This window comes from Ruegeria sp. (genome assembly GCF_040830605.1).
Classification (GTDB): domain Bacteria; phylum Pseudomonadota; class Alphaproteobacteria; order Rhodobacterales; family Rhodobacteraceae; genus Ruegeria.
The window spans coordinates 313771-325895 of record NZ_JBFOMD010000004.1; the positions used below are offsets into that span (position 1 = coordinate 313771).

13 protein-coding genes are annotated in these 12125 nt (G+C 62.4%); 5 read left to right on the plus strand and 8 right to left on the minus strand.

All coding sequences use genetic code 11. The features are described from left to right. Positions 1–33 precede the first annotated feature (33 nt). Together AB3N21_RS08220 and AB3N21_RS08225 are read left to right on the plus strand one after the other, a co-directional pair. On the plus strand, positions 34–1455 hold the full coding sequence (locus AB3N21_RS08220; protein ID WP_367934773.1) for an aldehyde dehydrogenase family protein: 1422 nt from the start codon (positions 34–36) through the stop codon (positions 1453–1455). After that, a complete protein-coding gene (locus AB3N21_RS08225; protein ID WP_367934774.1) occupies positions 1452–2966 on the plus strand; it encodes an AMP-binding protein in 1515 nt (504 codons plus the stop codon). The genes AB3N21_RS08220 and AB3N21_RS08225 overlap by 4 nt, the downstream gene beginning before the upstream one ends. Here AB3N21_RS08225 and AB3N21_RS08230 read toward each other — a convergent pair. Beyond that, positions 2907–3131, minus strand: coding sequence for a hypothetical protein (locus AB3N21_RS08230; protein WP_367934775.1), 225 nt, complete (start codon positions 3129–3131; stop codon positions 2907–2909). The two genes, AB3N21_RS08225 and AB3N21_RS08230, sit on opposite strands and share 60 nt — an antisense overlap. Between AB3N21_RS08230 and AB3N21_RS08235 the strand changes: the two genes are divergently transcribed. Then, the gene (locus AB3N21_RS08235) at positions 3130–4647 is read left to right on the plus strand and encodes a malonyl-CoA synthase (protein WP_367934776.1); all 1518 of its coding nucleotides are present in this window, start codon (positions 3130–3132) and stop codon (positions 4645–4647) included. The genes AB3N21_RS08230 and AB3N21_RS08235 overlap by 2 nt on opposite strands. Positions 4648–4735: 88 nt before the next feature. Here AB3N21_RS08235 and AB3N21_RS08240 read toward each other — a convergent pair whose 3' ends face one another. After that, positions 4736–5755 carry a ribose-phosphate pyrophosphokinase gene (locus AB3N21_RS08240; RefSeq protein ID WP_171178962.1) on the minus strand — a complete coding sequence of 340 codons (1020 nt, stop codon included), beginning with the start codon at positions 5753–5755 and terminating at the stop codon, positions 4736–4738. Between the two features lie 106 nt (positions 5756–5861). Between AB3N21_RS08240 and AB3N21_RS08245 the strand changes: the two genes are divergently transcribed. Both AB3N21_RS08245 and AB3N21_RS08250 read left to right on the plus strand, forming a co-directional pair. After that, on the plus strand, positions 5862–6464 hold the full coding sequence (locus tag AB3N21_RS08245) for a 2-hydroxychromene-2-carboxylate isomerase (protein ID WP_367934777.1): 603 nt from the start codon (positions 5862–5864) through the stop codon (positions 6462–6464). Continuing rightward, positions 6461–7273 (plus strand): alpha/beta fold hydrolase, encoded by an 813-nt coding sequence (locus AB3N21_RS08250; RefSeq protein WP_367934778.1) that lies wholly within the window; start codon positions 6461–6463, stop codon positions 7271–7273. The genes AB3N21_RS08245 and AB3N21_RS08250 overlap by 4 nt, the downstream gene beginning before the upstream one ends. 97 nt (positions 7274–7370) lie before the next feature. Here the strand turns inward: AB3N21_RS08250 and AB3N21_RS08255 are convergent, their stop codons facing one another. The 6 genes from AB3N21_RS08255 to AB3N21_RS08280 all read right to left on the minus strand — a co-directional run bounded on the left by AB3N21_RS08255 (position 7371) and on the right by AB3N21_RS08280 (position 12086). Further along, positions 7371–8408, minus strand: a complete 1038-nt coding sequence (locus AB3N21_RS08255) for a low specificity L-threonine aldolase (RefSeq protein ID WP_367934779.1) — start codon at positions 8406–8408, stop codon at positions 7371–7373. After that, positions 8408–8878 carry a YcgN family cysteine cluster protein gene (locus AB3N21_RS08260; protein WP_367934780.1) on the minus strand — a complete coding sequence of 157 codons (471 nt, stop codon included), beginning with the start codon at positions 8876–8878 and terminating at the stop codon, positions 8408–8410. The genes AB3N21_RS08255 and AB3N21_RS08260 overlap by 1 nt, the downstream gene beginning before the upstream one ends. Beyond that, entirely contained in the window at positions 8875–9807 is a 933-nt protein-coding gene (locus AB3N21_RS08265) for a bifunctional riboflavin kinase/FAD synthetase (RefSeq protein WP_367934781.1), read from the minus strand. The genes AB3N21_RS08260 and AB3N21_RS08265 overlap by 4 nt, the downstream gene beginning before the upstream one ends. A 163-nt stretch (positions 9808–9970) precedes the next feature. After that, positions 9971–10462, minus strand: a complete 492-nt coding sequence (locus AB3N21_RS08270) for a ClbS/DfsB family four-helix bundle protein (protein ID WP_367934782.1) — start codon at positions 10460–10462, stop codon at positions 9971–9973. 202 nt (positions 10463–10664) lie between these two features. After that, positions 10665–11108 carry a MaoC family dehydratase gene (locus AB3N21_RS08275; RefSeq protein WP_171178953.1) on the minus strand — a complete coding sequence of 148 codons (444 nt, stop codon included), beginning with the start codon at positions 11106–11108 and terminating at the stop codon, positions 10665–10667. A 102-nt stretch (positions 11109–11210) separates the two neighbouring features. Continuing rightward, positions 11211–12086: a TIGR01459 family HAD-type hydrolase gene (locus AB3N21_RS08280; protein ID WP_367934783.1), complete on the minus strand. Its 876-nt coding sequence runs from the start codon at positions 12084–12086 to the stop codon at positions 11211–11213. Positions 12087–12125: the final 39 nt, after the last annotated feature.

A 12125-nucleotide genomic window follows, 5' to 3' on the forward strand; every position in this document is an offset into this window, starting at 1 on the left:
GCCCCGCCCCGGACAACCCATTGAGGACACAGCATGAACGCGCAGGACGAGATCGCCCCCGAGATTGCCGAAGTGGATCGGATCGTGGCACGGGCACGGGCCGCTCAGAAGGCTTATGAGGCCGGGGGCAGTCAGGCGCTGTATGACAAGGCGGCGCTGGCGGCGGGCTGGGCCATCATGGAACCGGCCCGCAACCGGGCGCTGGCTGAAATCGCCGTGCAAACCACCGGCCTGGGCAATGTGCCCGACAAGATCACCAAGAACCACCGCAAGACCCTTGGCCTGCTGCGCGACTTAGCCGGGGCGAAGACCCATGGCGTGATCAGCGACGACCCCGCGACCGGCATCACCGAGATTGCGCGTCCCATCGGGGTGATTGGCGCCGTGGTGCCCTCGACCAACCCAGCGGCCACGCCCGCGAACAACATCGTCAACGCACTCAAGGGCGGCAATGCCATCGTGGTGGCGCCGTCGCCCAAGGGCGTGGCCTCGTGCGAGTTGTTGCTGTCCTACATCCATGCCGAGTTCGACAAGCTGGGGCTGGACCGCGATCTGGTCCAGATGCTGCCTGCGCCAGGATCGAAGGCGAAGACCCAGCGGCTGATGGAGACGGTTGATCGGGTGATCTGCACCGGCAGTCAGAACAACGTGCATCGCGCGCAATCCTGCGGCACGCCCGCCGTGGCGGTGGGCGCGGGCAACGTCACCGTCATCGTCGACGAAACCGCCGATCTGGCGGCGGCGGCGGCCAAGATCACTGCCTCGAAATGTTTCGACAATGCCACCTCCTGTTCGTCCGAGAACGCGGTGGTGGTGGTCGGCGCAGTCTATGACGCCTTTGTCGCCGCGCTGGCGGCGGAGGGCGGCGCATTGGTGCCTGAGGCCGAAAGTGCCGGGATCGTTTCCAAATTGTGGCCCGACGGGCACCTGAACCGCTCGGTCATCGCGCAGGATGCCGACAAGATGCTGGCGGCGCTGGACATGACCAGCAAGGTGCCCGCCGACACCAAGTTCCTCGCGGTGGAAACCAGCGGTATTGGCCCGGATCATCCTCTGTCAGGGGAAAAGCTCAGCCGGGTTCTGGCGCTCTACCGGGCAGCGGATTTCGATGAGGCCAAGGCAGTGGCGGCCCGCATCCTCGCCTATCAGGGTGCGGGCCATTCCATCGGGATTCACACGGGCGACGATGCCCGCGCGGTCGGGCTTGGCCGAGAGATGCCAACCTGCCGGGTCATCGTCAATCAGGCGCATACCTTCGCAACTGGCGGCGGTTTCAACAACGGCATGCCGTTTTCCCTGTCGATGGGGTGCGGCAGTTGGGGCGGCAATTCGATCGACACCAACCTCAACTGGCGGCATTTCGTCCAGACCACCAATATCGTGCGCCCCATCGACCCGGTCGAGCCGTCCGTCGAGGATATCTTCGCGGGTTACTGGGCCGAGGCCGGTCAATGAAGCTGCATCGCGATCATCCGCCGGAGGGCACCGTTCGCGACTGGCTGGACGGGCGCGCGGATGCGGGCGGGACCGGCTTTGTCTTTCCCGAAGGCGCATCCCCACTGAGCTGGGACTCGCTGCGAAGCAGGGCCCGTGAGATTGCCGCGATGCTCACCTCGCAAGGGATTGCCGCCGAAGAAAGCGTTGCCATCATGATGCCCAATGGCCGCCCGGCCATCGAATGCCTGTTCGGTGTTCTCTACGGCGGGTTCCGGGCCACGATGATCAATCTGGTGGCAGGCGACGAGGCGATCTCCTACGCGCTTTCCCACAGCGAGGCGCGCTTTGCTTTTGTCGGTCCGGAGCAGGAGGAGCTGTTTTCCCGAACAGCCGATCCCGCACACATCACCGCGCTCAGCCCGGATGGCGGCCCGTCCCCGGATGTGCCTCTGCACGACATAACTCCGCAAAGTCACGCTCTGCTGATGTACACATCCGGCACGACAGGACGGCCCAAGGGGGTCGTGCACACCCAGTGCAGCCTGCTGGCGGGCGGCTGGACCACGGCAATTGCCCACGCGCTGACACCCGAGGATCGCGGCCTGTGCGTACTGCCCATCTACCACATCAACGGCTTGTGCGTGACGGTCATGGGGGCGCTGGTTTCGGGCGGCTCTCTGGCGTTGGTCTCGCGCTTTTCGGCCAGCAATTTCTGGGCGCAGGCAGCTCAGAGCGAGTCGACATGGTTCTCGGTGGTGCCGACCATCATCTCTCATCTGCTGCATTCCGAAAACGATCCCGACCCCGACTGCATCGCCCGCCTGCGCTTTGGCCGCTCGGCCTCATCCGCGCTTGCCCCCGAGGTGCAGCGCGCGTTTGAGACCCGCTTCGGCATTCCCATTGTCGAGACCATGGGCCTGACCGAAACTGCCGCCCAGATCCTGTCGAACCCGCTACCGCCCGGCACACGCAAGATCGGCTCGCCGGGGATCGGGGTCGGCAATGAGGTGGCGATCTTCGACAGCGGTTTCAACAAGCTGCCTCCGGGGCAGGAGGGTGAACTGGTGATCCGCGGCCCGAACGTGATGCTGGAATACCTAAAGAACCCCGAAGCCACTGCTGACAGCTTTACTCCGGACGGCTGGCTGCGCACCGGTGATCTGGGGCGGCAGGACGGGGACGGATATGTCTTCATCACCGGGCGTCTGAAAGAGCTGATCATCAAAGGCGGTGAGAACATCGCGCCGCGCGAGATCGACGAGGCGCTTTATTCCCATCCCGACGTCATCGAGGCCGCCGCCTTTGGCCGCCCTTGTGCGAGTTACGGTGAGCGGGTTGAGGCCGCTGTCAGGCTGCGCAGCGGCTCTTCGATCACGCCTTCGGATCTGATTGCAATATGCGAGAAGCGTTTGGGTAAGTTCAAATCGCCCGATCAGGTGTTTCTGCTGGATGAACTGCCGAAAGGTCCGTCAGGCAAGATCCAGCGGATCAAGATCCCAGTCGAGATCGACCGGCACATGAGACGATAGCGGGCGCGGTCCGGCGCGATGTTCGCCAACGGCCTTTACGACCGGGCCGGGATCGCGCAAAACCATCACAAGTTCGAGGATGACCAGCAAGGCTCCGGCGACGGCCGGAGCCATAGTGCCTGACGGGTGGCCGGTCGTTGATCCGCGCAGGAAAGGTGATCCCATGGCGAACCCTCTCTACGACCGCCTGTTCGGTGTCCATGCCGGAAAACCCACGCCTTTTCTCTATCTCCCCGGCGGTCAGGTCGTGTCTCATCAGGACTTTCTCGCCATGGCTGCCCGGTTTGCCCATGTCATGTCGCAGGTCGGATTGAAGCCGGGCGACCGCGTGGCCGTACAGGTGCAAAAATCGCCGGAGGCACTGGCGCTCTATGCCGCCTGCTCGCAGGCCGGTTTGGTGTTTCTGCCGCTCAACACCGCCTATACGGTCGATGAGCTGTCCTATTTCATCGAAAACAGCGGCGCGTCTTTGATTGTCTGCGACGGGAAGAGCGAAGGCGCACTAGCATCAATTGCTGAGGGTCTGGGTGCCCGCATCGAAACACTGAACGTTGACGGTTCGGGCAGCCTGACGGATCAGGCTCAGGCGATGCCCGCGTCTTTTGCCACCGTCGAGCGTGACGGCGAGGACCTTGCCGCCTTTCTATACACCTCTGGCACCACAGGCCGCTCCAAAGGCGCCATGCTGACCCAGAACAATCTGCTGTCAAATGCCGAGACACTAGTGACCGAATGGCGGTTCACGGCGCAGGATGTGTTGCTCCACGCGCTGCCGATCTTTCACACTCACGGTCTGTTCGTGGCCACAAACATCATGCTTCTGACGGGCGGCTGCATGGTCTTCATGCCGAAATTCGATCTGGACGAGATCATCGCGCATATGCCGCGGGCGACTTCGATGATGGGGGTGCCAACCTTTTACACAAGGCTGCTGGGCGATGACCGGTTCACCCGGGACCTGGCCTCGCATATGCGCCTGTTCATCTCTGGCTCGGCACCGCTGCTGGCGGAAACCCATGTGCAATTCGAACAGCGCACTGGCCACCGCATCCTCGAACGCTACGGCATGACCGAGACCAACATGAACACCTCGAACCCCTATGACGGCGAGCGCCGCGCAGGCACTGTCGGCTTTCCGCTGCCGGGGGTGGAGCTGAAGATCACCAACTCGGAAGACGGCACCGAAGTGGCCCAAGGCGAGATTGGCCAGATTGAGGTGCGCGGTCCGAATGTGTTCAAGGGCTATTGGCAGATGCCCGAGAAAACCGCCGCCGAGCTGCGCGCGGACGGGTTCTTCATCACCGGCGACCTGGGCAAGGTGGATGCGGACGGCTATGTCCATATCGTCGGCCGCAACAAGGACCTGATCATCTCGGGCGGCTACAACATCTATCCCAAAGAGATCGAACTGGTGCTGGACGACCAGCCCAGTGTTTTGGAAAGCGCGGTGATCGGCGTGCCGCATCCGGATTTCGGTGAGACCGTGCTGGGCGTAATCGTACCCGAGCCCGGTCAGTCTCCGGACGTGGGTGCGATCATGGAGGCCGTGCGTGAGGCGCTGGCCCGCTTCAAGCATCCCCAGCAATTGATCCTGTTGGACGAACTACCCCGCAATACGATGGGCAAGGTGCAAAAGAACATCCTGCGTGAGCAGTACAAGGATATGTTTGCAACCGGTTGAGGGTGCCAGATCAAAGATCGTGACGGTCGTGTCGATCAACCCGACACACACCAGCCCGTGGCCGGGTTCCACCGGCTCGCAACCTGCCTCAGTCCATGTGGTAGAGCGACTCGTAGATCGGGGTCAGGGTCTTGTCCTCGAACAGTGACGAGACGCTGGTGCCGTTCCAGATATTCAGGATCGCCTGCGTGAAGATGGGCGCAGTGGGCACGGTGCGAATATTCGAGGCCTTCTGGATTTCCTTGGTGGGCTGGATCGTGTCGGTCAGAACCAGCGACTTCATCACCGAATTGGTCACCCGCTCGACGGCGGGGCCGCTCATGACGCCGTGCGTGATGTAGGAATGCACCTCTTTCGCACCGTTGTCGGTCAGCACTTGGGCTGCCTTGCAGAGCGTTCCGGCGGTGTCGCAGATGTCGTCCACGATCAGGCAGATCTTGTCCTTCACGTCGCCGATCACGGTCATCTCGGCCACTTCGCCCGCCTTCTCGCGACGCTTGTCCACGATCGAGAGCGGTGCGTTGATGCGTTTGGCCAACTCGCGCGCGCGGGCCACGCCGCCGACGTCGGGCGACACCACCATGATCTCGTCAAGCCGGTCCTTGAACTGGTTCTTCACATCCAGCGCAAAGATCGGCGAGGCGTAGAGGTTGTCCACGGGAATGTCGAAAAAGCCCTGAATCTGGGCCGCGTGCAGATCCATGGTCAGCACCCGTTCGATCCCCGCGCCGGTCAGCATGTTGGCCACCAGCTTGGCCGAGATCGGTGTGCGCGCCTTGGTGCGACGGTCCTGGCGGGCATAGCCGAAATAGGGGATCACGGCGGTGATCCGCGCCGCCGAAGATCGGCGCAGCGCGTCGGCGATGATCAGCAGCTCCATCAGGTTGTCATTGGCCGGGTTCGAGGTCGGCTGGATGATGAACATATCCTCGCCCCGGACATTCTCGAACACTTCGACAAAGATCTCGCCATCGTTGAACCGTTCGACCCGCGCATCGACAAGGCCCTGATCGACGCCGCGATACAGGCTCATGCGGCGCGCGATAGATTGGCCAAGCGGCAGGTTTGCGTTCCCAGCGATTAGCTTGGGTTCGTGGAGTGATGGCATTGTCAGAAGTCCCCGGGCAGCAACGGTATGTGACAGATTCGTGATGTTGACACCGCTTAGCATGGGCTTACCGTCCCGCAAAGATAACCCAGTGGAGAAAGTGAACATGGCCGATATTGACTACTTTTTTGCGACACTCTCGCCCTATTCCTACCTTGCAAGCACGCGGTTGGAGGAGATTGCGGCCAAGCACGGGGCGAGCATCGCGTACAAGCCGATGGATATCGTCGCCCTGTTCGGCCGCACCGGGGGTACGCCCCCCAAGGACCGTCACATCTCGCGCATCGAATATCGCGCGCAGGAGTTGGTGCGGCAGGCCGCAAAGCTGGGCATGGAGTTCAACCTGCAGCCCGCGCATTGGCCGACCAATGCGGCGCCGTCGTCTTACGCCATCATCGCGGCCACTCAGGATGGCAGCGGCGATGTGGGCAAGCTGTGCCATTCGATCCTGCGGGCCTGCTGGGCCGAGGACAAGGACATCGCCGAGGATGCGGTGATCCGAGACTGTCTCGAAGGCGCAGGGTTCGATCCCAAGCTGGCCGATAGTGGTCTGCTGGTGGGTGCCGAGACCTATGCCGCCAATCTGGAAGAGGCGGTGGATCGGGGCGTCTTTGGTGCACCCTTCTACGTCACGCCGGACGGGCAGCGGTTCTGGGGACAGGACCGGCTGGATGACCTCGACGCGCATCTGGCCGGGCTCATGGGGTGAAGGACCTGCCCCGGCTGGCGCAACCGGTCCATGTGCGTAAACTGGGGGAGGGCCCGCGCCGGGTCCTCGCCCTTCACTGCACCATTGCGCATTCCGGGGCGTGGAAAGGACTGGCTGGCCTGCTAGGGCAGGAGGCGACGTTCACCGCGCCCGATATGCTGTCGCACGGGCGCAGTCCGGACTGGGATCGGCAGGGTGAATTCTACGACCGGATCACCGAGACTGCTTTGGCGCAACTGACCGGCCCCATGGATCTGATCGGCCATTCCTTCGGCGCGGCAGTGGCGCTGCGATTGGCGGTGGAACGTCCTGAATTGGTGCGCAGTGTCGTGCTGATCGAGCCGGTGTTCTTTGCGGTTGCGGTGCAGGATGCGCCGGAGCTGATCGCGCGGCACGGACAGGACGCGCAACCCTATATGGAGGCCCTGTCCGCAGGCGATGAGGCACTGGCCGCGCGGTTGTTCAACCGGATGTGGAGCACCGAGGGCAGCCCGCGCTGGCCCGATCTGCCCGAGAGCACACGGGCCGCGATGATCCGGGGCATTCACGTCGTGCCGACCGTCGATCAGGCGTTGTTTGCGGATCGGGTTGGGCTGCTGCAACCGGGCGTTCTGGACCGGGCCTCGATGCCGATCCTGTTGCTCAGGGGGTCGCTGACGCATCCCGTGATGGCTGCGATCAACGAGGGGCTGGCGCGGCGCCTACCAGATGCCGCAAGTGCCGTGGTCGAGGGGGCCGGGCATATGCTGCCAATCTCGCACCCGGGTGAGGCAGTCGCGCAGATCCGCGCCTTCTGGGCAGGCGGTTAGGCCGGGGCGGGGAAGCCGCTTGCAAGCGGCTTAAGCGGTTTCGAAACCGCTTCAAGGCGTTTGCAAACGCCTTGGCGCCGAGTGATTGCCGTTTGTTCTATTGCAGAAGCGACAGGAACCGGTCGATCTGATCGGTGCTGATGGACCAGTCGCAGACAAGGCGGCAGGCCAGGGCTTCGTCCTCATCCGCGCCCTCCAGCGTATCGCCCCAGAGGTGATAGACCGCTCCGGCCTCGTGCAGGCGTTTGTGGGTGCTGCGAGGGAAGCTGGCGAAGACGATATTGGCCTGAGGCTCATGCAGAAACGAAGCCCCGGCCGCGCGCAGGCCATCGGCGAGCCGGGCGCAGTTGGCATTGGCCAGACGTGCCGATTTCAGCCACAGATCATCGCGCAGATACGCAGCCATCTGGGCCGAGAGATAGCGGTGTTTGGAGAACAGGTGCGCACCGCGCTTGCGGCGCAGCTCGAATTCCCAGGCCTTGGATTCGTCGAAAAAGATCACCGCCTCGACGCCCATGCATCCGTTCTTGGTGCCGCCGAAGCTGACGGCATCTACACCGGCCTTCCACGTCATCGCGGCGGGGGAACAGTTCAGCGCCACCAGTGCATTGGCAAAACGCGCGCCGTCCATGTGGACGGGCAGGCCATACTCCTTGGCCACACCACAAAGCGCTTGCAACTCGGCCAGAGAATAGACCGAGCCGCGTTCCGTCACTTGCGTGATCGATACCGGCCCGCGCTGTGGCCCGTGCACGCCCCGGGTTTCTTCCCCAGCGATTGCGCCGAGCAGGGCCTCGGGGGTCATCTTGTCGCCGCCCGGCACAAGGGTCAGCTTGGCGCCGCTGTAAAACTCCGGCGCGTTGCACTCGTCTTCGTGGATGTGGGAGACGGGTGAGCAGAACACGGTCTGCCACGGCTCGGACAATGTGGCCAAGGCCAGCGAGTTCGCCGCCGTTCCGGTCGCCACCAGATAGACCGCCGCGCCGGGTGCCTCGAACACGGCGCGGATATGATCGCGGACCTCGTTCATCAGCGCATCGGCGCCATAGGCCATGGCATAACCCTGATTGGCCTCGGCCAGTGCCTGCAGCACCTCCGGGTGGACTGGTCCGGAATTGTCGGATGCAAAGAACATCAGGTCGGCTCCTCGATGATATGATCTTCCCACTCGTCCTCGGGTGTCTCGAACTCCGAGATGGTCCAGCCGCGCACCGACACCCCGGCCTTGTGCACACTGTCCGGCGTACCAGATATCAACGGGTGCCAGTCGTAAAGGGGTTTGCCCTCCCACAGCAGCCGATAGGCGCAGGTCTGCGGCATCCAGTAGGCATGGGTGTCGAGGTTCGAGGGTTTCAGGACGATGCATTCCGGCACGAATTGGTGCCGGATCGGGTATTGCGTGCAGCGGCAGGTTTCGTCGTCGAGCAAGCGGCAGGCCACCCGGGTCAGGGCGACTTCGCCGCTATCCTCGTCTTCCAATTTGTTGAGGCAGCATTTGCCGCAACCATCGCAGAGTGCCTCCCACTCCTTCTTGGTCAGCTTGTCCAGCGGCAGACGCTTCCAAAACTGCGGGCGCAGGCCCGAGCGGTCGATCGGGTCTTTCATAGCGCGGCCAGTATGTCTTGCGCCTTGGCGCAATCGGCATCCATCTGGGCGACAAGCGCGTCGAGCCCGTCGAATGTCATCTCGGGGCGCAGGTAGTCGATCAGGCCGACCGACAGGGTGGCGCCGTACAGGTCGCCCGAGAAATCGAGCAGGAAGGTTTCGATATTCGGCTGTTCGCCGTGGAACATTGGCCGGGTGCCGACCGAGGCAGCGCCGTGGTAGCTGCCCTGATGGGGGCCGTCCAGTACGTCGACCAACACGGCATAGACGCCGAATCTCGGCGGGTGCAGCCCGTCTATGGACATGTTTGCGGTGGGATAACCCAAGTCGCGCCCCCGTTGCTCACCCCCGATCACCTCGCCTTCGATCCGGTGCCAGTGGCCCAGCATGGTGGCGGCATCGCGGGGGCGGCCCTCGGTCAGCGCGGTGCGGATGGCGGTGGAGGAGACCACGTTTTCCGACCGTTCCAGCAGGGGTGCGATGGTGACGCCAAAGCCCATGTCCTGCCCGAAGCGAACTATGTCCTGTGCGTTCCCACTGCGGCCCTTGCCGAAACAGAAATCGGCGCCCACGACCACATGGGTCAGCCCTAGCCCGTCGCAGATCACGCCTTTGGCGAATTCTTCGGGCGTCAGGCCTGCGAGGGAGGCGTTGAAGTTCAGCTCATAAAGCCGCTTGACCCCCAGCTTCTCAAGCCGGTGGGCGCGAGTGCTGCCGCGCATCAGCCGGAACGGAGGGGCGTCGGGGGCAAAGAACTCGCGCGGGTGCGGCTCAAACGTCATGATGCCCAGCGGCGCCTCGGGCGCAGCCTGACGGGCCAGGTCGATCACTGACTGGTGACCGACATGCACACCGTCAAAATTGCCAATCGCGACGCTGGCGCCGCGATCTTCTGGCTCAACAAACTGATGGTCCCGGATGATCCGCATGAGCGCTTGGGTAATGGCAGTGGGGGGCATGTTCAAGCGCTTGATTGTGGTTGCCAGCGTTCGTGACTAACTCCGGATGATGCAACAGGCAGGGAACCAGTGGCCACGCCTATGGTCGGCGACGCGTCGACGCGGGGCTTCAGTTGTCTTCACCCTGGACAAATCACATCGACCGAAGCCGGGCCCGTATGTATTTCGCGGCAGATCTGAAGTGGCTCGGCCCTGCGGCCTCTGCCCAACGTCCTATGGTCCAGTTGTTGTTCGCACCTTGCATCGGGCCATCATATAAATCGCTGTTCGAGTGGGATTGGATAAACTGCATGAGCTTGGCGTTTCCGTCCTGCAACGCACTGACAGCCGCATCCCAGCCCATGTCCTTTTGTTGCAACCGAAGTTCGGAATTGTATCGCTTCAGGTCATTCCATTTGTACCCTTTTGCCGGGAAATAGACGGGTTTTCCGGCCTGCCCGTCCGAATACCACCCCAGAAAGAGATCGATCCAATGCGCCCGATGGGCGACTACATCCTTGATCGATGTTGCATCCTCATCTTGCTGCATGGCCTGCTCGTTTGTGATCGCGGCAATCAGTCTCTCCAGCTTCGCGAATTCCTTTTCGCTAACCTCAAGCAGTTCGGTTTTGTTTGTTGCTGCCATTGTCGGTCACACAAGCGTTCCAGCTATCTACTGTAGAGAAAATGGACGCAAACCACCCGACACCCCTTGATGCATATCAACCCAAAGGCAAGAGATCCCTGATCGCTTGACCGCGAGGCAGGAAATTCCGGTCAGGACGCGGAACGAACAAAAAATGGGCGCCGGTCGGACGCCCATCGGTTCGTTGGAAAAGGATGTGCGCTCAGTCGAACTTGCGCGAGGGTGCCAGCACCATGGCCTCGCCCACCAGTACTTTCTTGCCGTCTACCGCACAGTGGCAATCGAGCTTCACGCGGCGTTTGGATATGTCGATATCGACCACCTTGACCTCGGCATAGACCATGTCGCCCGGACGCACAGGCGCGAGGAATTTAAGCGACTGGCCCATATAGACCGTGCCGTGGCCCGGAAGCTGCTCGCCGATCACCGCCGAGATCAGGCCGGCGGTCAGCATCCCGTGAGCGATGCGGCCCTGAAAGATCGTGTCGCGGGCGTAGTCGTCGTCTAGATGCACCGGGTTCCGGTCGGTCGAGATCTGGGCGAACATCTCGATGTCCTCATCCGTCACCACTTTGCGCAGATGCCGGGTCATGCCCATCTCGATGTCTTCGATACAGATCGTTCCGCGCGGAAGATTGTCCAACATGTCGCCCTCTTTCAGCACTGACTGGGTAACATTCCATCATGTCCAGCCTCAAGTTGGCAACTTTATTACTTCGCAGTCGCAGAAAATCAAGCCTAAATTCCGCTAGCGCAAACGGCCAATCGAATAGGTCGGATCCATTTTTTCCATTTCAAGATAGCGGCTTAGCGCATCCGGGTCCGGCTGGTATGATGTTTTGGTTTCCGATGCGGCCAGTCCGCCGGTGATGAACAGGGAATCGAGGCCTTCGCCGATCCCACCGGCGATGTCGGTATGCGGGCCGTCCCCGATCACAAGGATCTCGGAATCCGGCACATCGGTGCCAAGCGCCATCAGCCTGCGGCGGGCCAGATCGTAGATCGGCGGGTGCGGTTTGCCGAAGTAGAGGCTCTCGCCCCCCATTTCGGTATAGAGCCGCGCGAGGGCGCCCGCGCACCATTCCCGCACCTCGCCGCGATCCACCACGATATCTGGATTGGCACAGAGCAGTTTCAGGCCCTTATGCTTCGCCAGCAGGAAATCCGGCCGGTTCACGTCCGGGTCCGCATGCGGGTCGAAGGGGCCGCAGCACACGATCCCCTCGGCCTGATCCAACGGCACGCGTTCGATGTGGATCGGGTGCTCCAGCAGCTTGAGCGGTTCGAAAAACTCCGCATCGCGCTGCCATTCGCCCATGAAATAAACCTTCTCGCCGACAGCCCCCAGAAACATGGCCGAGCGGGCGGAATCGCCGCTGGTGGCGATGGTGTCATAAGCATCCGCAGGCACGTTGAACTGTGTCAGTTGTTCTCCGACGCCTGCCCGGGGTTTGGGCGAGTTGGTGACCAGCACCACGATCCCGCCCTGTGCGCGGTATGTCTGCAGGGCGGCGACCGCCTCGGGGTAGGCGGTGATACCGTTGTGGACGCATCCCCACAGGTCGACGAACAGGGCCTTGTAGCGGTCGGAGACCTCGGAAAGGGCAGTGATGATCTGGGTCATGGGGGCCTTCGGGTTGCTTGGTTGCATTGGTTATGCCCG

Coding starts and splice junctions, on each gene's coding strand:
- AB3N21_RS08220 (WP_367934773.1), top strand. CDS start 34: ATGAACGCGCAGGACGAGATCGCCCCCGAGATTGCCGAAGTGGATCGG.
- AB3N21_RS08225 (WP_367934774.1), top strand. CDS start 1,452: ATGAAGCTGCATCGCGATCATCCGCCGGAGGGCACCGTTCGCGACTGG.
- AB3N21_RS08235 (WP_367934776.1), top strand. CDS start 3,130: ATGGCGAACCCTCTCTACGACCGCCTGTTCGGTGTCCATGCCGGAAAA.
- AB3N21_RS08230 (WP_367934775.1), bottom strand. CDS start 3,131: ATGGGATCACCTTTCCTGCGCGGATCAACGACCGGCCACCCGTCAGGC.
- AB3N21_RS08240 (WP_171178962.1), bottom strand. CDS start 5,755: ATGCCATCACTCCACGAACCCAAGCTAATCGCTGGGAACGCAAACCTG.
- AB3N21_RS08245 (WP_367934777.1), top strand. CDS start 5,862: ATGGCCGATATTGACTACTTTTTTGCGACACTCTCGCCCTATTCCTAC.
- AB3N21_RS08255 (WP_367934779.1), bottom strand. CDS start 8,408: ATGTTCTTTGCATCCGACAATTCCGGACCAGTCCACCCGGAGGTGCTG.
- AB3N21_RS08260 (WP_367934780.1), bottom strand. CDS start 8,878: ATGAAAGACCCGATCGACCGCTCGGGCCTGCGCCCGCAGTTTTGGAAG.
- AB3N21_RS08265 (WP_367934781.1), bottom strand. CDS start 9,807: ATGCGGATCATCCGGGACCATCAGTTTGTTGAGCCAGAAGATCGCGGC.
- AB3N21_RS08270 (WP_367934782.1), bottom strand. CDS start 10,462: ATGGCAGCAACAAACAAAACCGAACTGCTTGAGGTTAGCGAAAAGGAA.
- AB3N21_RS08275 (WP_171178953.1), bottom strand. CDS start 11,108: ATGTTGGACAATCTTCCGCGCGGAACGATCTGTATCGAAGACATCGAG.
- AB3N21_RS08280 (WP_367934783.1), bottom strand. CDS start 12,086: ATGACCCAGATCATCACTGCCCTTTCCGAGGTCTCCGACCGCTACAAG.